Raw genomic sequence first — 23,497 nt, forward strand, 5'->3', positions numbered from 1 at the left:
GGGTGTCAAACAAACGAAATTTAGTAAGCTAAAACTAAATTTCGTTTGTTTGCATATTTGTCATCAATGTGGTTAATTCTTAGAAATTGTCCAAGTTGTTTTATCCGTGGTTAGTTCTATTTCTAATATATCATGACAATTAGTTGAAAGGTCTATCACATCGCCAAATCTTTTGTGAAAATCAGCTGTGTCTTCCCAAACCCCTGTAATTTGATTAAATACTTGAAGAATTGTTCTTTGGGTTTTATTTAATCGAAATTCAAAATATTCACGAGTGAGCATACCTGGAAGCATCCATTTTGCGACTACTTTATATCCTTTTTTTAGTCTATCTAAGTTAAGAGCCATATTGTGTTGATAAAGTGCTTGACTTCCATAGTAACCATCTTCAATCTCACAATTACTCCTATTGAGTCTAATTTTCCATAGGGTTACATTGTCCAAAAAGGTTATTCTGAGTGTTTTGTTGTTTGAGTAGTTAAGGTTATAGCTTTGCAATTTAAACGGTGCTTTGTTTGCCATCGCTGCTGTGCTAGTCATAAGCATTATTGCTATATATACTAATAGTTTGTTTAATTTCATTTAAATCTCCTTAATGATTTTCTATAATTTCATAAATATTTTTAGCCTTTTTAAAGGCTGGGATTAGTTCAGCTATAACGCCTAAAGCTTTATCTAAAGAATTTTTAGCTTCTAGCTGTTTGATTAGTTTTTGTGTGTTTAAATCATCATCGCTCACCTTTTGTAAAAGTGTTATAAAATCACTTTTTAAGATTTTTATTTTTTCTTTGTTTAGCGTATAATCAGCTGTATTATCACATTGCTTTTTTAGTTTTGCTTCTATGAAGTTTCTTATAGCTTTATCTTCTATGGTAAATATATAGTGAGTTTCATCTTCTTTTATATTTTTACTATTTGAGATTTGAGATAAAAAGTCTATAAATAAGCTTTCATACTCACTATCGTTCATAAACTTTACGCTTATGTTTGCTCTTAAGGCACTTACTTTGCTAGGGCTTATCTTCAAAAGTCTTGATAGCTCATCGTTTGATTTATCTAACAATCTTTTTTCTTTATCTAGTAGATATATAATATAATCATATAAATCCGTTTTGTTATAAGTATATAAGCCATCTGTTGTGATTTTGTCATAAATCTTTTTTGATATATTGCACATGAAAATCCTTTATTTAAAATCAGTATAATACCCCCCCCCCAACATTCTTAATCTTTACTTAATTTGTATTTGAATTTATTTTTTATAATTTGAAAGGTTGTAGTAGAATTAGGTTTGCAATTTAAAATCTAATTTGCATATATTATAAGTATTTTAGAGTTTTTAATAATGCTCTAGCTTAGCTACTCATTTTTATTGCTTATTAATTAAAAAATTATTTAATTTAAAATATTTGATTTATACTAATAAGTTGTATTGATAAAATTGATTTTATAGCTTATATAAAAGCTATATTTTAATATTTATATTTTTAAGGAATTTGAATTAATGTTTATTTTGCCAAGATATTGGCGTATTTAAAGAATTTTTTAAATAATGTTTTTACAATTTAATTTTTAAATTAATGAAAACACAATTTAATTATTTTATTTATTTTAATAACGCTATTTTATTAATATTTTATAATTAGTAGTATTTATTGCTTAAATTTATTAAATTAGATTGCAAAAGAATATTAATTTAAGCAAAATTTTTACTTTTTTTGTTAGACTTAAAACTTTTTAATTTATAACAAGGTTTTCATATGGATTTTCATCAATTTATTGAGCAAATTAATGGAGTTTTAGTTGCTTATGTTCTTGTATTTGCCTTAGTTGGAATAGGTCTTATTTTCACTATTTATCTAGGTCTTCCGCAATTTCGCTATTTTAAAGAAGGCTTGAGTGCAAGTTTTGGAGATTTATTTAAAAAAGGTAAGAAAAAAAATTCCGGAATAACAGCCCTACAAGCTATGATGATTTCAATTTCAGCACAAGTTGGAACAGGTAATATCATAGGCGTTGCAACTGCTATTAATTTAGGTGGAGCGGGAGCTATATTTTGGATGTGGGCTAGTGCATTTTTGGGTATGGCTACAATTTTAGCTGAAGGTGTTTTAGCACAACGCTACAAAGTATGGCAGCACGGACATTATATCGGAGGTCCTGCGTTTTATATAAAACTTGGTCTTAAGAAAAAATTAGGTGCTAATACTTGCAATTTGCTCGCTGGATTTTTTGCTATTGCAATTATTGTTGCACTTGGTTGTGCGGGTCAAATGACACAAAGCAATTCTATTTCAGGTGCAATTCATCAAGCTTTTGGAGTGGATTTGAAAATCACAGGAGCAATTACTGCAATTATCGCAGGATTTGTGGTGATTGGTGGGGTTAAAAGGATTGCTAGATTTGCTGAACTTGTAGTGCCTTTTATGGCTATATTTTATGTTTTGGTTGCAGTTTATATTTTAATAGCATTTCACGAAAATATAGGCAATGTATTTTCTATGATTTTTAAACAAGCTTTCGGACTTGAAGCAGTAGCTGGTGGAGCTGTTGGAATTGGTATTAAAGAAGCTATTAGATATGGGGTTGCAAGGGGACTTTTTGCAAACGAAGCAGGTATGGGAAGTACACCACACGCACACGCAAGTGCAACTACTAAAAACTCTGTTTCTCAAGGTTTTGTGGCAATGCTTGCAGTATTTATTGATACAGCATTTATTTGCACAGCAACTGCTCTTATAATCTTACTTAGCGGAGCTGATTTAAGTCTTAGCGGTATTGAACTAACTACTTCGGCATTTAGCATTGCTTTTGGTAGTATTGGTGTGAAATTACTTGCAATTTGTCTTGTGTTTTTTGCATTTACAACCATTATTGGCTGGTATTATTTCGCTCAAATTAATGTGCAATATTTATTCTCAAATAAAGCTTTACCTATATTTAAAATAGTGTTTGTTTTATGTATTTTTATAGGTGCTATGCTAAAGCTTGATTTGGTTTGGAGTATTTCTGATTTATGTAATACTTTAATGGTATTACCTAATGTTTTAGCGTTATTTTTATTAGCTCCAGTAGTTAAAAAAGAATTATTAAAATTTAACGAAAGTAAGAAAAAATAAGTTTTATTCCTATTTCAAATTCTAGAATTTGAAATAGGATTTTTTTATTTTATTTGAGTAAAATTCATACCATTTATTTTTATTTCCACATTATCGTTAAAGGCTTTAGGTAATTGATTTTCACTTTCTTCTATAGCTTTTAACATATTATATTTGTTTTTAACTTTTAAACTTTGCTCAAATTTGTGTGGTGTATTAGCAAAAAAACTATCAACAATTGGTCTAAATTGTTCAGGGACTTTATCAATATTTTGCATTACATATTCTTTGATAGCTTTTAAGTTATTGTTAATATTTATTTTGCTTTCAATTGAATTAATTAATAAAGATTCTGCAAATTCTTTATTATCCATATCGTATTTATCAAGTGTATCTACATTATCAATCTTATAATTATCAATATTATAAGTAATATTTAATTTATCACATATTTCAAAGAATTTATCTAATACATCTAAATCTATTGCAAAAGCCAATTCGTTTTTATTATGCTTGCCGATTAATTTAAATTCAACCTTAACATTTCCATTATTTGCCACATCTTTTGTTTTAGTAATTGTGTTGATAGAATATTCATCTTTTGCTAGTTCTGGAAGTATTCCTAATTTATTATCAGAAATAGCCAACATACTAGCAAATCCTACAGCTATTTCACCTAGTTTAATTGATTTTATTTCGCTTTTATAAAAACTTTCTTTAGGAGTATTAGTTGCTAATTCTTTTATGCTAACACTTCCTTTTTTATCTCCAGTATAAAATCCATTTGTTTCAATTTTTATTTCTTCAACACTTAAAACTTTTTGATTATTTATAATAACATCAATACCTTTGCTCTTACATTCTGCATAATCACCTTTATTTTCACATTTGTAATCACTAATATTTACATTAGATGGAATTTCAAACATAGCAGTTAGAACTTTTAATTTTTCAATTTCGTTTTTAATAGAATTATTTAATGAAGTTTCAAAATTTTTAACTTGCTCATCACTGATTTTGTTTCCACAACCTATAAACATAATAGCTACTGCACTAAGTGCTAATAATGATTTTTTCATATTTCTCCTTTTTTTATAAATTTGTTAAGAATATCAATTTATAGTTAAATAATACTAGTGAAAATGAAAAATATTTTTAATTTAAATAATAAAAATTATTAAGTAATAAAAATTAATTAATCTATTTTTGTTATAATGCAATACAAATTCAATTAAAGGAGACAGAATGTCATTAGAAAAACAATTATTACAATTACAAGCTGATGCACACGCATTATTTTTAAAGTTTCATAACTACCATTGGAATGTAAAAGGATTACAATTCTTTGCACTTCATTCATATACTGAAGAAGCATATGAAAAAATGGCTGAAATGTTTGATGATTGTGCTGAAAGATTATTACAATTAGGACATAAAGCTATAGTTTGCCCAAAAGAGTTAATGGAAACTGCAAAAGCTCCAAGAACTGATAAAACTTGCTTTGAAGCTACTGAATTAGTTGGACTTATATTAGCTGATTATGAATACTTATTAGCTGAGTTTAAAAAGTTAAATAAATTTGCTGAAGAAGCAGGAGATACAACTACTGCAGCTTATGCTCAAGAGCAAATTGCTAGTTATGAAAAATCAATTTGGATGCTAAAAAATACAGGTGCAACAAGTTGTTGTGTAAAATAATTTAAAGGCTTGATTATCAAGCCTTTTATTTTATAATATCTGCTGACATTTTCCATAAATTATCAATTTTTACCATTTTTCTCTTTTCATTTTTAACAAAACCATTATTAAATTTAGTAATAATTTGCACTTCAGCACTATTATTAGAACTATTTAATATATCTACTTTAATTTCTGCAATTCCACCATAATTATTAAATAATTTAGGTAATACATTTTCAAAATTAATACTTAATTGTCTTTGAAATTCATTTTCATAATAAAAACATTTATCAAAAACAGCTTCACTTGGTTGATTTGAAAGTTCGTTTAAGCAATTTTTGACACTTTTTTGTATATCTTCGTTTTTACAAGCACTTAAAAATAATAGGCTAACAATCATCATATATTTTTTCATTTTATATCCTTATAATTTATTTAAAATTAATCTTAAATCTATCAATTCTTTTTCTAATTCTTCTAATTCATCTGTGCTAAGTTCTAAATAAAATACAACATTTGCTCCAAAATCTTTAGAATAAACGATATTTAGTTTATCTAAAATATAACTTAATTTATTTATTTGGCTATATTCAAGTTCTATATAATATGATTCTTTTTTTATATAGTTAGAAAGTAGATTTAGCTCATTAGCTTTTGAAATTCCTAAATTAACTGCGTTTGAATATGCTCTTACAAGCCCGCCAACTCCTAATAATGTTCCACCAAAATATCTTACTATATAACAAGCTGCATTTACAATATTAGCTCCTCTTAATACATTAAGAGCAGGTGCTCCACTACTTCCTTTAGGTTCTCCATCATCACTTTGATTTTCTACAATTTGTCCAAATTCATTTAATACTCTACTAGCATAGACTACATGAACGCATTTAAAATGCTCGGCTCTTAATTCTTCTTGTCTAGTGCGAACATTTTCGTTAATATTAAGTGGTTCAAAATAGCATAAGAATTTAGAACCCTTTACTTCAAAACTATCAAAACAAGGTGATTTTAAAACTTTCATTTGATAATATTAGCGTTTTTTATTAAAGGATTAATATGAAAATAATTTTTAGTTTTATATTATTTATATTTTTAGGATGTAGTTCTTTAATAAGTGGTGTGGCTTCTGTCGCAACTTCTGTTGTTGTTTTTGCAATTACAATTCCTATTAAAGTTATTTATAGTGTTGGTAAATCAGCCTTAAATGCAGCTAGTTCTAATTCAAATTCAAATGATACTAAAATTGCTAAAAAAGCATTAGAGCAAAAGAATTTCAAAAAAGCTTATGAATATTATGCAAGAGCTTGTAATGATGATGAGCCTATGGTTTGTGCTTTAGGAAATTATGCTTATACAAAATGTGAATTATTAAATGATGGTTGCAAGATTAATACAATAATAAATAATAACGCTATAAAATATTTTAGTGCAAAATTATTTTTAGATGAGGCAAAAGAGCTTAGCGGGGACAATAAAAAAGCTTATATAAATATAGCTTGTAGTTACGATAATAGTATAAGTAAAGATTGTAAGTAATCTTCCTAATAATTTAGGAAGATTAAATATTTACTTGCCTCTAATTTTATTCATTAAAGCAGTAATTAAGCCGTTTTGGTAAGCAACAGCAAGAAGTGCAATCACAACACCAACTTTTTGTAATAATGATGAGCTTTCGCCAAACATAAGAGGTCCGATTAAAGCAACAGTAGCTATTGGACTTAAGATTAATAACCCAGCACCTAAAGTAGGGTTTAGTTTAACTGAACCATGTTGAGCAAATGTCCAAGCAGCAGCTTGACCTGCAGTTCCTAAAACTATCATCCATAACCAGTTCATTCCAGTGATAGGATCACCTAAAGCCACATTACCAAATGGACTTGTAACGCTTTCTATAGCAGCTTGTGGTAAGTGCATTGCTTTAATACCAGCAGCAGTATCAACCATAACACCTTGGTCAAATATGAAACCATTTCCTGTGATTAAGAACGCCCATACAACAGGAGCTACAAGTTGAGCAGCACTTGAGATTAAGATAGGTTGAACAACTTGTCCGTTTCCAATTCTTCCTGCTCTTCTGCTAGCGAATAAGTAAATTCCATAGCAAAATCCTGAAGTAAGACCGCAAATTGTTCCAACTGCCATAATACCAGTACCAAATACTTCTTGAGGGCCATTTGGATCAACTATACCATTTTCTAAAGCACCACCAGCTAAGATAACACCAGCAAGCATTATAGGTGCTATGAAATAATAGCTAAATGGAATTCTTTCTCTATCTGTAATAAATGCTAAAGCTGGCAACATAATTACTTGAATATTTAAAAGAATTGAAGCAATTCCTGAACCTACAAAGAATATTGAATAATTCCACGCAGTAAAGTCAATCCCTAATACAAGTCCAGCTAAAATAGATAGCCATACGCCTTTTTTGGTAAGCTTACCGATTTTTTTAGCTTCCATAATTGCAAAAGGAATAAGGCAGATAGTCCCTATCAAGCAACGCATAAAAGCACCTGTAGCTGGGTCAAAGTTAGATAATTTTTGCCAAGGTGCAGTAAAAGAAAGAAATAAAATACCGATTAAGAATATGACATAGGTCATACCTGTGGCATTTCCTCTTAAATCATTATTCATGATTTACTCCTTAAAATTATTTTTAAATGATTTTTATCTTTTTGTAAAACAAAAATACATTTTCCTATTGTAGATTGATTAAAATTAAAATAATCTTAATCTTTATAAATAATTTATTGTTTTTTTTTTTTTTTTTATTTAAATTTATGCAAAATTTATACAAAATATGAAAATTATTTATAAAAATTAAATAATATATAATTATTATAAATAAATAATTAATAATAAAATTATATAAACTTTTTAAATTTTAAATAATTCAGCAATTTTTAAGCTTGATAAAACTAAACTAAAAGCCACAATTAATTTTTTTTAAAGGATTGTTATGAAAAAACCTGTCATTATAGGTGTAGGTGGTCCTGTTGGAGCTGGTAAAACTCTTTTAATAGAAAGGTTAGTAAGAGTTATGAGTAAAGATTATGAAATAGGCGTTGTAACAAATGATATTTATACAAAAGAAGATGCCTTATTTTTAGCGAAAAACAGCGTTTTACCACCAGAAAGAATTATAGGTGTAGAAACTGGTGGGTGTCCGCACACTGCGATTAGAGAAGATGCTTCAATGAATGAAGCTGCATTAAATGAATTACAAAAGAAATTTAATTTAGATTTACTTTTTTTAGAAAGTGGTGGGGATAATTTAGCTGCTACTTTTAGTCCTGATTTAGTTAATTTTAGTATTTATGTAATTGATGTGGCACAAGGTGAAAAAATCCCACGCAAAGCAGGTGCTGGAATGATTAAATCTGATTTATTTATAATTAATAAAACCGATTTAGCTCCTTATGTTGGTGCAAATCTTGATATTATGAAAAGCGATACTTTACATTTTAGGAAAAATAAAGACTTTTTCTTTACAAATCTTAAAAAAGATGAAGGTTTGTCTGATGTTATTAATTGGATTGAGAAAAATTGTCTTCTTAAAGGCTTAGAGTGAGCTTATTAAAAATAACACTTGAAAATAACCATTTAAAAGAGCATTACCAACAAGGTATGCAAAGGTTAATTCAAGTTCCAACTAGATTTGGAGAAGATAGCGAAAATGAAGATTTTTTTGCTTATCTTAGCACTTTAGGTGGTGGTTTTGTAAATCAAGATAATTACGCTCAAAGCTTTAAATTAGTTAATTCTAAGGCTACTTTAAGTTCTCAATCAAATCAAAAAATATATAAAGGCACTTCTAGTTTAAAAACAAATATAGAGCTTGATAATAATTCTATTTTGGTTTTTCATAATGATGCTAATATTTTTTATCAGAATTCAAATTTTTCAAGCAAAACTACTATTTTTATGAATGATAATTCAAGATTATTTTATTTAGATGGTGGATTTTTAGGCTATGCAAATTCGCAATTTAAAGCAAAATTATCTTTAAGAATATTTATCAATAATAAATTAAGCATTAATGATATATTTTATTATAACTCTAATAGTAGTTTAAATTCTCTTTATAATCATAACTATTTTTATACATTGATTATAAAAGGCGATGTGGAATTTAAAACAATTCATAATGAGAATTTAAAAGCTCATTCAAGTATTATTAATAATACTAATATTATTAGAATTTCATCAGATGATAATGATTTAGCTATGAAATATATTAATGATATTAAAAGCAATTTTTTGCATAAAGGAGGTATGAAGTTAATCTTAGCAAGACAATAAAAATATAATAATTTTATAAAACTAATTTTGTAAAGGAGAAATTATGACATTAACAAAAAAAGAGCAAGAAAAACTCTTATTAAGCTATGCAGCAGTAGTTGCTAGAAAGCGTTTAGACAATGGTCTTAAGTTAAATTGCCCTGAAGCAATTGCTATTATAAGTGATTATGTAATGGAAGGTGCAAGAGCAGGTAAGAGCGTAAGCGACCTTATGAACGAAGGTAAAAATGTTTTACGCAAAGACCAAGTTATGGAAGGTGTTGCTGATATAGTAAATGAAGTTCAAATTGAAGCTACTTTCAAAGATGGAACCAAATTAGTAACTATCCATAATCCAATTAACTAAGGAGGAATTATGAAATTAGGTGAAATAATTTATGCACAAGGTGATATAGTTTGCAACGAAGGTCGTGAAAGTATAGAAATTGAAGTTGTAAATACAGGAGATAGACCAGTTCAAGTAGGTTCTCATTATCATTTTTATGAAACAAATAAACTTTTAGAATTTGATAGAGAAAAAGCTCGTGGAAAGCGTTTAGATATTATTAGTGGAACTGCAGTTCGTTTTGAACCAGGTATGAAAAAAAGTGTTAAGTTAATTGATTTAGCAGGTAGTCGTGAAGTTTGGGGACAAAATTGCAAAATCAATGGTAAATTAGATAAATAAGGAGCAATAATGTTTAAAATAACTAGAGCAGAATACGCATCTCATTTTGGACCAACTACTGGTGATAGTATAAGATTAGCTGATACAAATCTTTTTGCTAGAGTTGAAAAAGACTATACAAAATACGGCGAAGAGTGCAAATTCGGTGGTGGAAAAACTCTTCGTGATGGTATGGGTCAAAACTCAAGATTTTTAGATAAAGATGTAGTTGATTTAGTAATTACAAATGCACTTATAATTGATTATACAGGTATTTATAAAGCAGATATAGGTATTAAAAATGGAAAAATCCACGCAATTGGTAAAGGTGGAAACCCTGATATTACTGATGATATTGACTTTGTAACTGGAGTTGGCACTGAAGCACTTGCAGGAGAAGGTCTTATAGTTACAGCAGGTGGGATTGATACTCATATACATTTTATAAATCCTGAACAAGTTGATGAAGCTTTAAGCAATGGTATTACTACTTTATTTGGTGGTGGAACAGGTCCAAACGATGGTTCTAAGGCTACAACTTGCACCCCTGGTATATTTAATATAAAAAGAATGCTTCAAGGCACTGATGATTTACCTATTAATATAGGTCTTTATGCTAAAGGTCATGGTTCTAATGTAGAAGTGAATTTAGAACAACTTCGTGCAGGTGCAGCAGGACTTAAAATTCACGAAGACTGGGGAACTACAAAAAGTGCTATTGATAACGCATTAAAAGCTGCAGAGATTGCTGATGTATCAGTAGGTATTCACACAGATACATTAAATGAATATGGTTGCGTAGAAGATACAAAAGCAGCAATTAATGGTAGAACTATTCATACATTCCATACAGAAGGTGCTGGTGGCGGTCATGCTCCTGATATTATTAAATTAGCAGGCGAGCCAAATATTTTACCAGCTTCAACAAACCCAACAATGCCATTTACGGTTAATACTATTGAAGAGCATTTAGATATGTTAATGGTTTGCCATCACTTAAGTAAAAATGTTAAAGAAGATGTTGCTTTTGCTGATAGTAGAATTAGAAAAGAAACAATCGGTGCTGAAGATGTATTACACGATATGGGTGTAATCTCAATTATGAGTAGTGATTCTCAAGCTATGGGAAGAATTGGTGAAGTTGTAAGTAGAACTTGGCAAACAGCTCATAAGATGAAAATCCAGCGTGGAGCATTAGGTAATGATAGTGAATATTCTGATAATGAGCGTATTAAAAGATATATTGCAAAATATACAATAAATCCAGCAATAGCAGCAGGAATTTCTACTTATGTAGGTAGTGTTGAAGTTGGTAAAATCGCTGATTTAGTATTATGGGATCCAAAATCATTTGGAACTAAACCTAAATTAATAATTAAAGGTGGATTTTGCTTACATTCAGTAATGGGAGATAGCAACGCATCAATTCCAACTCCACAACCAGTAATGCATAGAAAAATGTTTGGTGCTTTAGGTGTCGCATTACACGAAACTTGCTATAGTTTTATGTGTAAAATGGCAGTAGATGCAAATGTTGCTAAAGAATACGGAATTAAAAAACAAGTATTACCAATACAAGGTGCAGCAAGTGCTAAAAAATCTGATATGAAATTAAACAACGCAACTCCAAAAATTGAAGTTGACCCACAAACTTATGTAGTAACGGTTGATGGAGAAGTTGCATATAGCGAACCAGCTACAGAATTACCACTAACTCAAAGATATTATTTATTTTAGGAGAAAAAATGATAGTAAAAACCATACTAGGCAATATAAAAGATTATGATACTAAAGGCAAAATGATAGATAATGTAAAAGTTTCGCCTGATGATAGATTAAAACACATACTTCGCTTAACAAGTGATAGTGGAGTAGAAATTGGCATAAGCCTAGATAATGGTCATTTTCATAATGGCGATGTTTTAGGTGAAGATGATAAGAGAGTTTTTGTAATAGAATGTTTGCCACAGAGTGTAATTTTGATTAAGCCAAAAGATATGATGCAAATGGGTTTTGTAGCTCATTCAATAGGCAATAGACATATGCCTGCTGTTTTTGAAGATGGTTTTATGATAGTTGAAGATGATTATTTAATAATTGAGTGGCTAGAAGAAAATCAAGTAAGCTATGAAAAAACGCAAAAAGTTTTGCGTCATGCTTTAAAACACGCGAGTCATCATCACTAATGTTAGGGCAGTTTTTATTTGATAGTGCCTTTGCAAATGGTGCTTATTCGCATAGTTTTGGTTTAGAAAGCTATATTTCTTGGGGCGTTGTAAAAGACGCTTCAAGCTTTCAAAAATGGTTAGAAAGTTATATGCTAGATGTATTTGCTACTAGCGATGGTGCTATTTATGCTATTGCTTGTGGTTTAAAGGGTAAAAAATTAAGTTTATTAAAATTAGCAAAAGTAGCTAATTCATCAATGGCTAGTGCTGAATGCAAGGCTGCAGGTATTAGTATGGCAAGAGCTACTTTAAAAAATACAGAATTTATGCACGATGAATATGCAAGTTGGTATTATAAGGCTTGTGAGAATGATGAATTTTGCAATCCTGCTATTGCTTTTAGTGTTTTAGGGCAAAATATGGCTGTTGAATACGCATATTCAAGTATAAAAACACTAACTCAAAATGCAACTCGTGCTATACCATTATCTTATAAAAAATCAAGCGAGTTATTACATATTAATTTAGATTTAGCTAAACGCTCTGCTGATAAATCAATGCAAATTGCTAAAAGTTTTATAGAAAAAGGATTTTTTAGTTTGCAATTATTAGATGAAAATGATTTAAATAAATATCATTTGTTTTCTACTCATCATGAATTAGATTTAGGAATGTTAGCTCACGAAAAACTTGATTTTAGATTGTTTATGAGTTAAATCATTAGAATTTGAAAATATAAAAAAAGGTAATAAATTAATAATTTATACCTTTTTTAATCTATTAAAATAATTTTTGTAATTCTTCTTCGCTTAATTTTTTAGAATTATATTTGATTAAATAAATATCATCTTTTTTATTAATATCTATAACAAATTCGCTTTCTTTTAAAGGAGCTTTATTAGATTTATAAGTCTTAAAATCATTAGGATTATCCATAGTTTTTAGGATAAAAAACCAAATAGCACAAACAAAAGCAATCAGCATTAAAAACTCATTTTCCAAATCAGCGTGCATAAAAATCCCGCATAAAAACGCTCCTAAAAACGAGCCAAAATATCCGCAAGAATTTGAAAATCCTAATACTAAACCTTTTTGTCTAGCTTTGCAAATTTTAGAAATTGAGCTTTGCATAATAGGTTCGTGCAGACAAAATGCAATAAAATATAAAATAACAGCTAAGAAAAATAAATAATAATTAGAACTTAAAAATATTAAATATGATAGGAAAAATAATGCAACTCCGCTTAATAATATATTCTTACTTTTGCCTTTTGACTCGCCAACAACTCCACCAACTCCCATAGCCAAAAATCCAAAAAACATAGCCACGCTATAAATAATCCATAAATTATCACTATTTTTATGAAATATATTTACATAAGCTAAAGGAATTAGCATAAAGGTGCTTGAGCTTAGCATTTTTTGTAAAAAGCAAGTTAGATAAAGTTTATTTAAATTAGCACTTATGAATGCTTCTTTAAAAGGGATTTTTTCTTGTTTTATAATTTCTTTTTCTTTAGGTAAAAAGGCTAATAATACAATACATAAAACGCTTAAAATCGCACTTATATAAAATAAAGCCCCAAGCCCTAAAAAACTAGCAATAACAGAACCTAAAACAATAGCTACAACAAAGCTAAGTCCAATAGCTCCACCCATTAACGCCATTGCTTTTGCTCTATCTTTTTCGCTAGTTAAATCAGCAATCATAGCAGTAGCAACCCCGCCAATTGCTCCCATACCTTGTAAAACCCTACCAACAAGCATTGTATAAATATCACTTGCACTTGCACAAATTAAACAACCTATTATAAAGATTATTAGTCCCATAAGCATAGTCTTTTTACGACCGATTTTATCACTTAATGCTCCAAAAGGCACACTAAAAATCATTTGAAAAATTGCGTAAATTCCAACAATAAGTCCAGCCAATACATCATTAGCTCCGTTTAACTTATGCGAATACAAGCTAATCACAGGTAAAACAATAAAAAGCCCAAAAAATCTTGAAGCAATAATAAAACTTAAAATCAAGGTATTTTTATTCATAATCTATCCTTTTTGATAAAAGATTATTTTACTCCTAAATTTATTTACCGCCAATTTAACTAGAAGAATTTTCATATTTTAAATTCTAAAAATCTTCAAATTTTTCTTATAATTTACAAAAAATTTATGCTAAACTAAGAAAAATTTTATATATCTTGGGAGCTTTATTTGAAAATTATTGTATTACTTTTATTTAATTTGCTAATTTTTGCAGATGAATTAAAGTTCGGTATTGTATATGCTTATCAAGATAAAAATTATTCTAAACAAATAAATGATTGTTTATTAAATCCATCTTTAGGTAATGTTAATGGTTATAATGGATTTTTAGGAGATTATTTAAAATTATGTTCTAGCTTAGGAATAAAAACAGAAAATAAAAATGATAAAATTGTATATTGTCTAAATAACGATAAAAAGCTCAACGGGGGGGGGTATTTAGATATAATCAATGCTAAAGCAAATCCAAATACATTAGAATTTTATTCATCAAGTGCTGATGATAATTCTTATAAGAGCTTAATTAATTCTAATCAAGATAGTTTTTCATTTATAGTAGAAAATAAAAATAATATTAAAACATATATAGAAGAGCTTTATAAATTGTATTCAGTGGATACTACCGGTAGAATTAAAATAGAATATAAAAAGACTTTAAATGATGCTGTTTATTATCTAATTGACCAAAGTCCTATAAAAACTACAAACAATGAAGATAATAAATTAATTAACGACTTTTATAACTACATAATAGCAAATCCAAGTGTTAATATGACTAGTGATTGGGAAGACAGATTTAAGCAAATAAGAAATATGCAAGCTAAAAATTCTCATATTTTTTATAGTGATATTTTTAAGGAAAAGGCATTTTTAAAGAATTTAAGAGCTGCATATAATGAATACTCATCATATCCTTTACCTAGACAAAACGAAGGTAAGTGCTATATTTTTGATATTTTTGCTTATGATACAAGTAATTTAGGTAAGAATGTAATTAGGTCTAGTAATTTTAAATATTCTCATCAAAATAGTAAGTATTATTCAAGTGATTTGATTACAAATTATAGTATTCATAAAAGCTCTCTTGTTAGAAAGGGTATATATGAATCAACATTCGCAGGAGAAGAAGTTAAATTTAGTATTAATTTAAGAGCTTTAAATGCGATAGCTAAAGGCGAAATAAAATTAAGTTTTTATCCAGACGCTAGTAATTTAGAAATTAAAAATGAAAAAATCTATTTAAAGGATAGAAATAAAGCTTTATTAAAAAGAGAAGCTGATGCTAAATATTATATGAGTGGTAGCAAACAATCAAAATGCCAATTAAATCTAGTAGAAAATACTAAAGAATTGGTTTTTAATTTAGGCAATTGTTTAATTAATCAAAAAAATATTGAAATCACAGAAAGAATTAGGGGTTTTGAAAGACCTATATTTCAAGAAAGTGGTAAAAGTATAATCAAAGGTTCTGTTGGCATTCCTTTAGTAAATGATTATCAAAATATATATACTTTATATACCAATAATAATGAAAAAGTAATTATAAATAATGCTAAAAACTCTAATGCAAAAAAGGCAAAATTAGTAAATACTATGCTAGAAAATGAAGAATATTTCATAGGGCTTAGCAATAAATATTCAAATATTAGTAGAGTTTATATTGACTTTTTGCCTAATTCTAATTTTGAAATTCTTAATGTCTATAATGCAAATTCTAAAATAGATAAAATCACTGAAGGTGCGTGTGCTGGTAAGTATTTATTAAATGATGAATTAATCCTTAGGATAAAGACAAATCAAGCAATCAAACAAACAAGTATTAAATATAATCAGTATTTTGAAAAGACTAATCAAAACAATGAATTAGTATGCGAACAAATGATAAATGATAATTATAACTATACTTTTGCTAGCAATGATTTTGCTATTAGACCTAAAGAATTTAGTTTAGGCATTTCATCGTTAAATCAAGAAGCATTTCAAAATACTTTAAATAGTTTTGTATCAAGAGAATTGAAAAATTATTCAAATCTAGCAATTGGAATAGCTAATTTAGTGATTAGTTATGATAATACTACTAAAAAATTTGCCTTATTAAATAATGAAAATAATAAAATTACAATTTTTGCTAACGACAATCGTGTAAGAAACAAAGAAAAATATGGAGTAGCTTTTATAAATAATGGTAAGTTTGATTTAAATATTAATTTTCCTTTAGCTACTGATGGTTTAATAGAATTAGCAGAAACTAATTTTACAAAACATGACCAAGAATTAGATATTTGTATTCAAGATGAATTTGATTTAGATAGTGCAAATACTTTAAAAAATGGAAAAATTTCTTGTTTTATACCTATTAAAAAAGCCTTAAATATTGAGTTTTTATCACAAACAAAAGCTATTAAAAACGAATATATAACTTGCAAAAAAGATATGCAAAAATGCAAACTTAATCAAGACAATTCAATAGGTATTAAAAATATAGCTTATGATAAACTTATGCTAGGAGATAATGCGGGCTTGGTTTATAATCTTTATTTGTTAAGTTCAAATTCTAATAACAAATTTGTTCCAACAAAGTTTAAAAATGATATAAATTTAATGATAGATGTAGGCAATTTAAATGGTTTAGTAGTAAATGAAGGCAATTTAAAAACCTTACACATTAGCAAAAACGATTTAAATCAAGCATTTAAATTGGCTTTTAATAATTTAGGAGAAAATACAAGATTATCTAATCTAAACGAATACTCGCAAGATGAGGTAAGCTATAAAAATACTACGCAATTTACTTTCAAAAAGGACAAGCCAAGACCTTTACAAAAGGTTACAATCAGTGTCTATGTAGATGGTAAAGATGAGTTTAATATAACTTATAATAATGTTTATGATATAGCTTATACAGGCTTAATGTTTAAAGATATTAATACTACTAATCAAGCTTTAGAATTTAAAAAAGATTATGATTTTGGGTATTATGATGAGGTAGATGGGAAATTAAGTTTTATTAAAGATAATATTATTTTAGATGATTTATTGTCTAAAATTGACTTTATACCAACCTATAATAGCACTCAATTTATTAATAATAGTTTTCATAATATTTCAAATTCTTCATACACAAAAGATACTATAAAATTTGTTCCTAAAGCAGGATTTGAATATCTTTCAAATACTAAAAATACCTTTACAATAGAGTTTAAATAATCTTAAGCCCTTTAATATGGGGCTTATTTTTCTACGCAAAATAAAGCCCAGCTTAATTCTTGTTTGATTAAATCTTTATCATTTTCATATAGATTTTTTAGTTTTTCAATTTGAATATCATTTAGTTTTTTGTAAGAAAACTCAACGCTTTTTTGTAAATCTTCATAAGTTTTATAATAATTTTGATTTTTTATAGTGATTTTATTTAAAGTGAAAAAATACCCAAGCTCATTTAAAATATTTGCAGCGTAAATATAATTAGGCGTTGCAATTATGTCTAAATCAAGGGCATTTATGATTTTTTCGTGTATGTAAGAATTGTCAATTTTGTATGTAAAATATAGCCTTTTTTTAGTGCAGTTTAAAAGAATTTGCAATGCTTTTGCTAGGTCATTAACATCTAAACACCTACTAGCAAACACCAAATCCCAACTACCATCTAAATCATCATAAGAGCCTTGAATTATCCTTGCATTAGGGCAATTTATCTTAGCAAACTCAAGCATTTTAGGAGAAAAATCACATAAAGTAATATTATTTATTAAAGAGTGCTTAGCTAAAAAAGCACTCCCACAAGCAAAATCAAGCAAACTATCACACCCACTAAAATCAACTTGCTTTAAAAATTCTCTCACATAAGCTTCGTGTTTTGCGTAATCATTAAAACTTTGAGCTTTTTTATCCCACTCACTTGCGTCCTTACTCTTAAAATCACTCAAATTCTTTTGCTCAATATAAAGATTTTTAAATGATATTTTAGAAAGATTGTTTGCTTTTAGCATAAATTCTCCTTAAAAACTTGGAATTAATATATCTTTAAACTTAGTATTTAAAAACTCTCTCATTTTTTCACTTCTCATAGCCTTAAGCAAAGCTTTAGTTTTAGGGCTATTCAAATCATTGGCTCTAACAGCTAAAACGCTAGCATAATCACTATCGCTACTTTCGTGCAATATAGAATCCTTAATAGGATTTAGTCCTGCTAGTAGGGCGTAATTTGTATTAATTATCGCCAAATCACATTCATTAAGTGTTCTTGTAAGTTGTGGAGCTTCTATTTCTTTTATTGTAAGTTTTAATGGATTATCTTTAATATCTAATACTGATTTTGTGCTAGATTTTGCATCTTCATTAAAGCTTATTATATTATTTAAGGCTAGTAAATCTAAAGCTCTAGCACCATTAATAGGGTCGCTTGGTATATAAACTAAGGCATTTTTAGGCAAATCTTTAATATCTTTAATAGTATTTGAATACGCTGCCATTGGACCTAGAAATATTTTTCCTGCACTAACTAGATTTGTCCCTCTTTCTTCGTTAAAACTTTCTAAAAATTGTCTAATTTGAGTAAAATTCGCATCTAATTCTTTATCATTTAGAGCGTAATTTGGGACTATGTAATTATCAAATTCTATGATTTCTAGTTTGTATCCTTGATTTTCAACCAAGTCTTTTACATTTTCTAAAATCATAGCAGTTGGATATGGAGTTACTCCGATTTTGATTAATTTTTCATCAGCATTTAAGCTTAATAAACATAAAAATATTAATAATTTCTTCATTTGTTTTCCTTTAATTTTCAAGGTGCTTACCGCACAACAATTAAAGAAAATGTTTTTACATTTTCTTTCTAGCCCACGCTTGCTTTTTATTCATTTTTGCGTCTAGCTAGAAAGTTTAGCTAGACGCTAACGCATCTGCATCATTTATAATCCTTTTTAATTTTTTAAAGCTAATCTTAATTATAAATATTAAATAAAATAATAAAAATACTTATATTTTTTATAAGTTGTGTAAAAAAGTAACAAAATATTAAGGAATGATTTTTGCTTTTTTAAATAAATATTTAAAGGAGAGCAAATGAGAATAGAAAGTATTTCAATTTTTGATGAAGCCAAACTTCAAAAAGCTCAAAAGGCTGCAGGTGTATCATTTTCATCTATTTTTGCAAGTGAATTTGCAAGGGTAAATCCTAAGCTAGAAACGCAAGCACAGTATTCGCTAGATAAAGACATAATAGACGCTTCAAATATCTTTATAGATAGGTTTAATAATTCAAGATTTAAGGTATTTGATAATACTCACGATTTAACTAAGCTAAATTCTAATATATCTTGGCAAGGAGATTTAACAAAAGCTAAGATTTACAATGCTACTGAGTTTGGTTATAGCGTTGATAGTAGTGGCTTTTTAGGAGCTGATTTTAACAAAGCTGCAGGCTTGCCAAATGATTTTAAAATCCATTCAAGCACACTAAAAGAAATCTCAAGGCAAAATAACCTAATGACTATGCCACAAGTTGGGATTTTTAATAATATTTATGAAAATATTGATTACGCAGACACTATTAAACACCAATTTAGATTATACGAGCAAATTGTAGGAAATGTAGCCGAGTTTAGCAAAGATGATATTGCTAATATGCCAAATTATGTTGATTTGGTTGGACTTAAAATCAATAATGGTTATACATTTGATTATTCACACGCAAATGTTGGCAATAAGTATTATGAGAATAAGGAAAATGCTTTACAAATAGGCTTTAAGTTTGATTATGATTTAAGCGTAAATAATAGCAGAAAGCTTAATTTTGATTTAAGTCCTTATATAAAAGATGGCGAGATTTCTAATGCAGGATTATTTGTAAGTTTTCTAGGTGGCACACAAGGGCTTAAGGTAAGCGATAGTGGGGCAACTAAGATTAAAGATGAATATAAAGAAAGAATGATTATAGAAGATGCACTAAGTAAGCTTAATCCAAATGAAGGCATAGATATTTCAAAGCTAGAATTATTAACAGGACTTAGCAAGGAAAAAATCCAAGATTATTTAGATAAGTTTGAAGATGAGAAAAAATTAAAAGAAAAGGTAAGAGAGTTAAGCCAGAGCCTAGCAGTAGATGCTTTATTAAACAATAATTATTCAAATGATTTTAGGGCTAATGCTAAGGATTTTTATAAAAGAGTTCAGATATAAATTAAATATCTATTAATATTTTTTTAAACCTACCGATATAGAAAAATAACGGGGGTTTAAAATGCAAATAACAAATAACAATTATATAAATTATCAAACAAATATTAAAAATAAAATTCCAACCACTCAAACTCCTAAAGATAATCTAAAAGAACAAATCGCAAATATTTTAAAAGACGCCCCACAAGATGAATGGGGCACATATGATCCAAATGCTGTGCTTAGTAAAATAGGAGCTTACGAAAAAGGCAGTAAGATTTATGAAGCCTTAGAAAACGAAATACTAAAAGGAATAATTACTTACGAAAAAGACCCAAACGAGCAATTACCAAGCAATGAAGAAGTATTTAAATATCAAAAAGGCGATGATGCAAGGCTTAGCGAGTTTAAGCTAAAGGCTCAAGTAGCATTCGGCATTAAAACTAATAGTATTTATCAAAAGGCATATCAAGGCAACGCAAGTGCTGATGAAGTAAAAGATTTAGTTCAATTTTTAAAAAATAATAGTATTGATGGGCTTGATTTAAGTGGTAGATTTTTTAAAATACCTAAAGATTACGCCGATGAGATTATGGAGCTTTTTGCAGATGATAATCTAAATGTAGATGATTTTAAGCAAAAATATTTAGAGATTAAAGAAAAGATAGAAACTAAAAGAAACAAAGCAAAAGAAATAGATGAAGAACAAACTAAAGAAAAACCTTACGAAGCCATAGAAGTAAAAGGCACAAGCACTCGTGAAAATATGGAAGAAATACTTAGCAAACTTGATATTCAAAATATCAAAGATGAAAGAGATTTATTAGCTATTTTAATGGCGTATAAAGATAGCGAGAATTTATATGATAAAAGAGTTTAAAATAAAGGAATAATTATGAAAATAAATTCTTATTCAACATATCAAATAACTAATATAAGCAAAAAAGAAACAAATAACGAGATTAAAAAAGTAGATAATAAAGCAGATGATAAAAAGGTAGGAGTTGTTTTAGGATACGGAGTTGATAAAGATGGCTTTTTTACAAGTGATTTTAACAAAGCTGCAGGAATTCCTGAAGATTTTAAAATACATAGTGATACAATGCTTTCCCTTGTAGAAAAAAATAATCAAGCAAACCCGACAATATATAAAATGCGTCACAATATAGACATAGTAAAAAGTGCAAGTAGTGCTTATAAAGTTTTAAAAGGAGTTTTAGGCGATGAGTTTTTAAACTCAAAGGATTTTTTTAGCTCTGATGAGCTTTGGAAAACTTCACATTTTTTTGAAATGGATAAAAGAAGCTTAACTATTACAAAGACTTTTGATAAATTAGAAGATTATCAAGACTATGTAAAAATGACAGATTATTGTAGGCTTGATTCAAAATATAGAGCTACTAATTATTTATCTGGCTTGTTTGCACAAGATGATATTTTTCATAAAGTAGAACCACCTGTAAATAATTATGATGCGTGGTTAGATAGTATATGTAGTTTTATCTACGACCCACATAAAGAAAACTACCAAAATGAGCAAGGCGAGTATAGCAAAGGCGGACTTTTAGCTGCTGTTTTATATAATAATTATATTTTAGTAGAAGGTGAAAAAACTAATTATGCTAAGCAAATGGGACATGACTACAGCGACCCATTTGACCCGTATCGCACAGATGATGATTGGGGTATGATAAAGCCAAACAATACAAAACGCTATGAGATAGGTAAAGAAGATGAGTGGCAAAAGCTAATGCAAAAATTATTATATGAAATGCTAAGTGGTAAAAACCTAAAAGCTCCTAAAGATATAGATAATTACGAAACATTTGAAGAGTTTTTACAAGCAGCTTTACAATACAGCCAAAAAAATATAAGTTTATTTGATATAAAAGTTTAAATTCCTATTTCAAATTCTATTAATTTTAAAGGAATTTAAAATTATGAATTATTTAAAAATATTACGAAAAGTAACAAATATTAATAATGTTTTTAATATTAAGTTTTATTTAAAATTAGTTAAAGTATTATGAGATTTTATTTTAAAACAAAGGAGAGATAATGTTTAAGAAAACATTAAAAGTTTTATCTTTAGTTGCCGTTTTAGGCTTAAGTGCTAATGCTAATGATTTATTAGCAGATATTAGCAAAGGTGCTATAAGTGATAATTCATTAGGTGTTAAAGTTTTAAATACTGAAGAGATGAATAAAGTTCATGGCGGGTATATCGTAAGTTATTTCAATACTACATTTCATAGTGCAAATTTATTGCAAACAAATCATGTGGTATTGTTTGGTGATAATGAATTAGATAAAAGAGCAGTATATATGTATGGTTATGATTTTAAAAAAACTGATAATGCATCATATATGCAAAAAAATGCATTTAATGAAGCAATAATTGGATTAATGAATGGAGAATTGTTGGCAATTTCTTTTACTCAAACAAAAATTCCTCAATTTATAGGAAGTCAATATAGTTATAGTTATGATCCTAAAGCTGTAAATTATTATACTGGTAAAACTAGAGCTATTACGGGTAATTCTTGGCTTAGAAATTTAACACTTAACAAAGCTATTAGAAATGATATTTATATGCAAGCTATAAAAGAGCATGGTAATTTTGCATTAGGGTTCTAATAGAACCCTACCTAAAGGAATAATTATGAAAATAAATTCTTATTCAACATATCAAATAACTAATATAAGCAAAAAAGAAACAAATAACGAGATTAAAAAAGTAGACAATAAAGCAGATGATAAAAAGGTAGGTGAAGTATTAGGATACGGAGTTGATAAAGATGGCTTTTTTACAAGTGATTTTAATAAAGCCGCAGGTATTCCGGATAATTATAAAATCCACAGCGATAGTTTAAAATCTTTAGTAGAACAAAACAATAAAGCTCATATAATAGGTAAAAGATTCATGGAAATTGATATAGCAAAAAGCGTTGGAAATGCTTATAAAGTCTTAAGCCAAGTTGTAAGTGAAGATTTTTTAAACTCTAAAGAATTTTTTAACAAAGAAGATATTAACAATTTGCCATGTGGGTTTGAGATAGATAATAGTACCTTTAGTGTAGGCAAGATTTTACAAACTAGATATGATTTTGAAGATTATAATGATAAGAATATTCATGCACGAGATTTTCAAAGAATAAAGGGTGCTGATACACTATTTCATTATGATGGTGATGGCAAAATGGATATGTTTCCCGTGCATAGCGATAGTTTTTCTCAAGGTTATTCTATTTTATGGGACGCTAAAGGCGATAATTATAAAAACAATCAAGGAGATGTAAGTCGTGGTGGAATATTAATAGCCGTATTAAGAAATAATCATTTTTTAGTAGAAGGCGAGAGAACTTATTGGGGCAAGATGAGTGGCGGGG

25 protein-coding genes are annotated in these 23,497 nt (G+C 28.1%); 16 read left to right on the top strand and 9 right to left on the bottom strand.

The features are described from left to right. Positions 1-72: 72 nt before the first annotated feature. Together AVBRAN12647_RS08150 and AVBRAN12647_RS08155 are read right to left on the bottom strand one after the other, a co-directional pair. Positions 73-582 (bottom strand): hypothetical protein, encoded by a 510-nt coding sequence (locus AVBRAN12647_RS08150; RefSeq protein WP_336609629.1) that lies wholly within the window; start codon positions 580-582, stop codon positions 73-75. 10 nt (positions 583-592) lie between these two features. Then, positions 593-1,177 (bottom strand): hypothetical protein, encoded by a 585-nt coding sequence (locus tag AVBRAN12647_RS08155; RefSeq protein ID WP_239803345.1) that lies wholly within the window; start codon positions 1,175-1,177, stop codon positions 593-595. 583 nt (positions 1,178-1,760) lie between these two features. On the opposite strand from AVBRAN12647_RS08155, the gene AVBRAN12647_RS08160 reads away from it, so the two are divergent. Further along, positions 1,761-3,119 carry an alanine/glycine:cation symporter family protein gene (locus AVBRAN12647_RS08160; protein ID WP_239803346.1) on the top strand — a complete coding sequence of 453 codons (1,359 nt, stop codon included), beginning with the start codon at positions 1,761-1,763 and terminating at the stop codon, positions 3,117-3,119. A gap of 44 nt (positions 3,120-3,163) precedes the next feature. Here AVBRAN12647_RS08160 and AVBRAN12647_RS08165 read toward each other — a convergent pair whose 3' ends face one another. Beyond that, positions 3,164-4,177, bottom strand: a complete 1,014-nt coding sequence (locus AVBRAN12647_RS08165; RefSeq protein ID WP_336614999.1) for a hypothetical protein — start codon at positions 4,175-4,177, stop codon at positions 3,164-3,166. A 166-nt stretch (positions 4,178-4,343) separates the two neighbouring features. Here AVBRAN12647_RS08165 and AVBRAN12647_RS08170 point away from each other — a divergent pair, with 166 nt between their 5' ends. Then, a complete protein-coding gene (locus AVBRAN12647_RS08170) occupies positions 4,344-4,796 on the top strand; it encodes a Dps family protein (protein WP_336607639.1) in 453 nt (150 codons plus the stop codon). Positions 4,797-4,821: 25 nt separating this feature from the next. Here AVBRAN12647_RS08170 and AVBRAN12647_RS08175 read toward each other — a convergent pair whose 3' ends face one another. Further along, positions 4,822-5,193, bottom strand: a complete 372-nt coding sequence (locus AVBRAN12647_RS08175) for a DUF4878 domain-containing protein (RefSeq protein ID WP_214118775.1) — start codon at positions 5,191-5,193, stop codon at positions 4,822-4,824. Between the two features lie 9 nt (positions 5,194-5,202). Beyond that, positions 5,203-5,802, bottom strand: a complete 600-nt coding sequence (locus tag AVBRAN12647_RS08180) for a YigZ family protein (protein ID WP_239803348.1) — start codon at positions 5,800-5,802, stop codon at positions 5,203-5,205. A gap of 35 nt (positions 5,803-5,837) precedes the next feature. Between AVBRAN12647_RS08180 and AVBRAN12647_RS08185 the strand changes: the two genes are divergently transcribed. Then, positions 5,838-6,317, top strand: coding sequence for a hypothetical protein (locus AVBRAN12647_RS08185; protein WP_214150566.1), 480 nt, complete (start codon positions 5,838-5,840; stop codon positions 6,315-6,317). Positions 6,318-6,347: 30 nt separating this feature from the next. On the opposite strand, the gene AVBRAN12647_RS08190 is transcribed toward AVBRAN12647_RS08185, so the two are convergent. After that, the gene (locus AVBRAN12647_RS08190; protein ID WP_214118769.1) at positions 6,348-7,415 is read right to left on the bottom strand and encodes a DMT family transporter; all 1,068 of its coding nucleotides are present in this window, start codon (positions 7,413-7,415) and stop codon (positions 6,348-6,350) included. Between the two features lie 325 nt (positions 7,416-7,740). Here AVBRAN12647_RS08190 and ureG point away from each other — a divergent pair, with 325 nt between their 5' ends. Genes ureG through AVBRAN12647_RS08225 form a run of 7 tightly spaced genes read left to right on the top strand, consistent with a single transcriptional unit; the run spans position 7,741 to position 12,613 of the window. After that, positions 7,741-8,352, top strand: a complete 612-nt coding sequence (gene ureG / locus AVBRAN12647_RS08195) for an urease accessory protein UreG (RefSeq protein ID WP_214118767.1) — start codon at positions 7,741-7,743, stop codon at positions 8,350-8,352. Then, on the top strand, positions 8,349-9,083 hold the full coding sequence (locus AVBRAN12647_RS08200) for an urease accessory protein UreD (RefSeq protein ID WP_214119673.1): 735 nt from the start codon (positions 8,349-8,351) through the stop codon (positions 9,081-9,083). Before ureG ends, AVBRAN12647_RS08200 begins: the two co-directional genes overlap by 4 nt. A 43-nt stretch (positions 9,084-9,126) precedes the next feature. After that, positions 9,127-9,429 (top strand): urease subunit gamma, encoded by a 303-nt coding sequence (locus AVBRAN12647_RS08205; protein ID WP_214118762.1) that lies wholly within the window; start codon positions 9,127-9,129, stop codon positions 9,427-9,429. Between the two features lie 9 nt (positions 9,430-9,438). Next, positions 9,439-9,750, top strand: coding sequence for an urease subunit beta (ureB, locus tag AVBRAN12647_RS08210; RefSeq protein WP_214118760.1), 312 nt, complete (start codon positions 9,439-9,441; stop codon positions 9,748-9,750). A 9-nt stretch (positions 9,751-9,759) separates the two neighbouring features. Then, positions 9,760-11,466, top strand: a complete 1,707-nt coding sequence (ureC, locus tag AVBRAN12647_RS08215) for an urease subunit alpha (RefSeq protein WP_214118758.1) — start codon at positions 9,760-9,762, stop codon at positions 11,464-11,466. A gap of 8 nt (positions 11,467-11,474) precedes the next feature. Next, positions 11,475-11,915, top strand: coding sequence for an urease accessory protein UreE (locus AVBRAN12647_RS08220; RefSeq protein ID WP_214118756.1), 441 nt, complete (start codon positions 11,475-11,477; stop codon positions 11,913-11,915). Further along, positions 11,915-12,613: an urease accessory protein UreF gene (locus AVBRAN12647_RS08225; protein ID WP_214118754.1), complete on the top strand. Its 699-nt coding sequence runs from the start codon at positions 11,915-11,917 to the stop codon at positions 12,611-12,613. The genes AVBRAN12647_RS08220 and AVBRAN12647_RS08225 overlap by 1 nt, the downstream gene beginning before the upstream one ends. 64 nt (positions 12,614-12,677) lie before the next feature. Here the strand turns inward: AVBRAN12647_RS08225 and AVBRAN12647_RS08230 are convergent, their stop codons facing one another. Then, positions 12,678-13,946, bottom strand: a complete 1,269-nt coding sequence (locus tag AVBRAN12647_RS08230; RefSeq protein WP_336615000.1) for an MFS transporter — start codon at positions 13,944-13,946, stop codon at positions 12,678-12,680. A gap of 168 nt (positions 13,947-14,114) precedes the next feature. Here AVBRAN12647_RS08230 and AVBRAN12647_RS08235 point away from each other — a divergent pair, with 168 nt between their 5' ends. Continuing rightward, positions 14,115-17,153: a hypothetical protein gene (locus tag AVBRAN12647_RS08235; RefSeq protein WP_336615001.1), complete on the top strand. Its 3,039-nt coding sequence runs from the start codon at positions 14,115-14,117 to the stop codon at positions 17,151-17,153. A gap of 23 nt (positions 17,154-17,176) precedes the next feature. Here AVBRAN12647_RS08235 and AVBRAN12647_RS08240 read toward each other — a convergent pair whose 3' ends face one another. Together AVBRAN12647_RS08240 and AVBRAN12647_RS08245 are read right to left on the bottom strand one after the other, a co-directional pair. Beyond that, positions 17,177-17,935, bottom strand: coding sequence for a class I SAM-dependent methyltransferase (locus AVBRAN12647_RS08240; RefSeq protein ID WP_214118746.1), 759 nt, complete (start codon positions 17,933-17,935; stop codon positions 17,177-17,179). A 9-nt stretch (positions 17,936-17,944) separates the two neighbouring features. Next, the gene (locus tag AVBRAN12647_RS08245; protein WP_214119677.1) at positions 17,945-18,715 is read right to left on the bottom strand and encodes a MetQ/NlpA family ABC transporter substrate-binding protein; all 771 of its coding nucleotides are present in this window, start codon (positions 18,713-18,715) and stop codon (positions 17,945-17,947) included. Between the two features lie 298 nt (positions 18,716-19,013). Here AVBRAN12647_RS08245 and AVBRAN12647_RS08250 point away from each other — a divergent pair, with 298 nt between their 5' ends. The 5 genes from AVBRAN12647_RS08250 to AVBRAN12647_RS08270 form a co-directional block, all read left to right on the top strand. Then, the gene (locus tag AVBRAN12647_RS08250; protein WP_214118740.1) at positions 19,014-20,129 is read left to right on the top strand and encodes a Cj0814 family flagellar-dependent secreted protein; all 1,116 of its coding nucleotides are present in this window, start codon (positions 19,014-19,016) and stop codon (positions 20,127-20,129) included. Between the two features lie 61 nt (positions 20,130-20,190). Further along, entirely contained in the window at positions 20,191-20,988 is a 798-nt protein-coding gene (locus tag AVBRAN12647_RS08255) for a hypothetical protein (protein WP_336615002.1), read from the top strand. A 15-nt stretch (positions 20,989-21,003) separates the two neighbouring features. Beyond that, entirely contained in the window at positions 21,004-22,005 is a 1,002-nt protein-coding gene (locus AVBRAN12647_RS08260; RefSeq protein WP_336615003.1) for a Cj0814 family flagellar-dependent secreted protein, read from the top strand. A gap of 161 nt (positions 22,006-22,166) precedes the next feature. Then, positions 22,167-22,745 (top strand): hypothetical protein, encoded by a 579-nt coding sequence (locus AVBRAN12647_RS08265; RefSeq protein ID WP_336615004.1) that lies wholly within the window; start codon positions 22,167-22,169, stop codon positions 22,743-22,745. 25 nt (positions 22,746-22,770) lie between these two features. After that, the coding region (locus tag AVBRAN12647_RS08270; RefSeq protein ID WP_442862282.1) for a Cj0814 family flagellar-dependent secreted protein at positions 22,771-23,497 on the top strand (727 nt) is incomplete at its 3' end.

Source organism: Campylobacter sp. RM12647, from assembly GCF_020138135.1.
Taxonomy (GTDB): domain Bacteria; phylum Campylobacterota; class Campylobacteria; order Campylobacterales; family Campylobacteraceae; genus Campylobacter_E.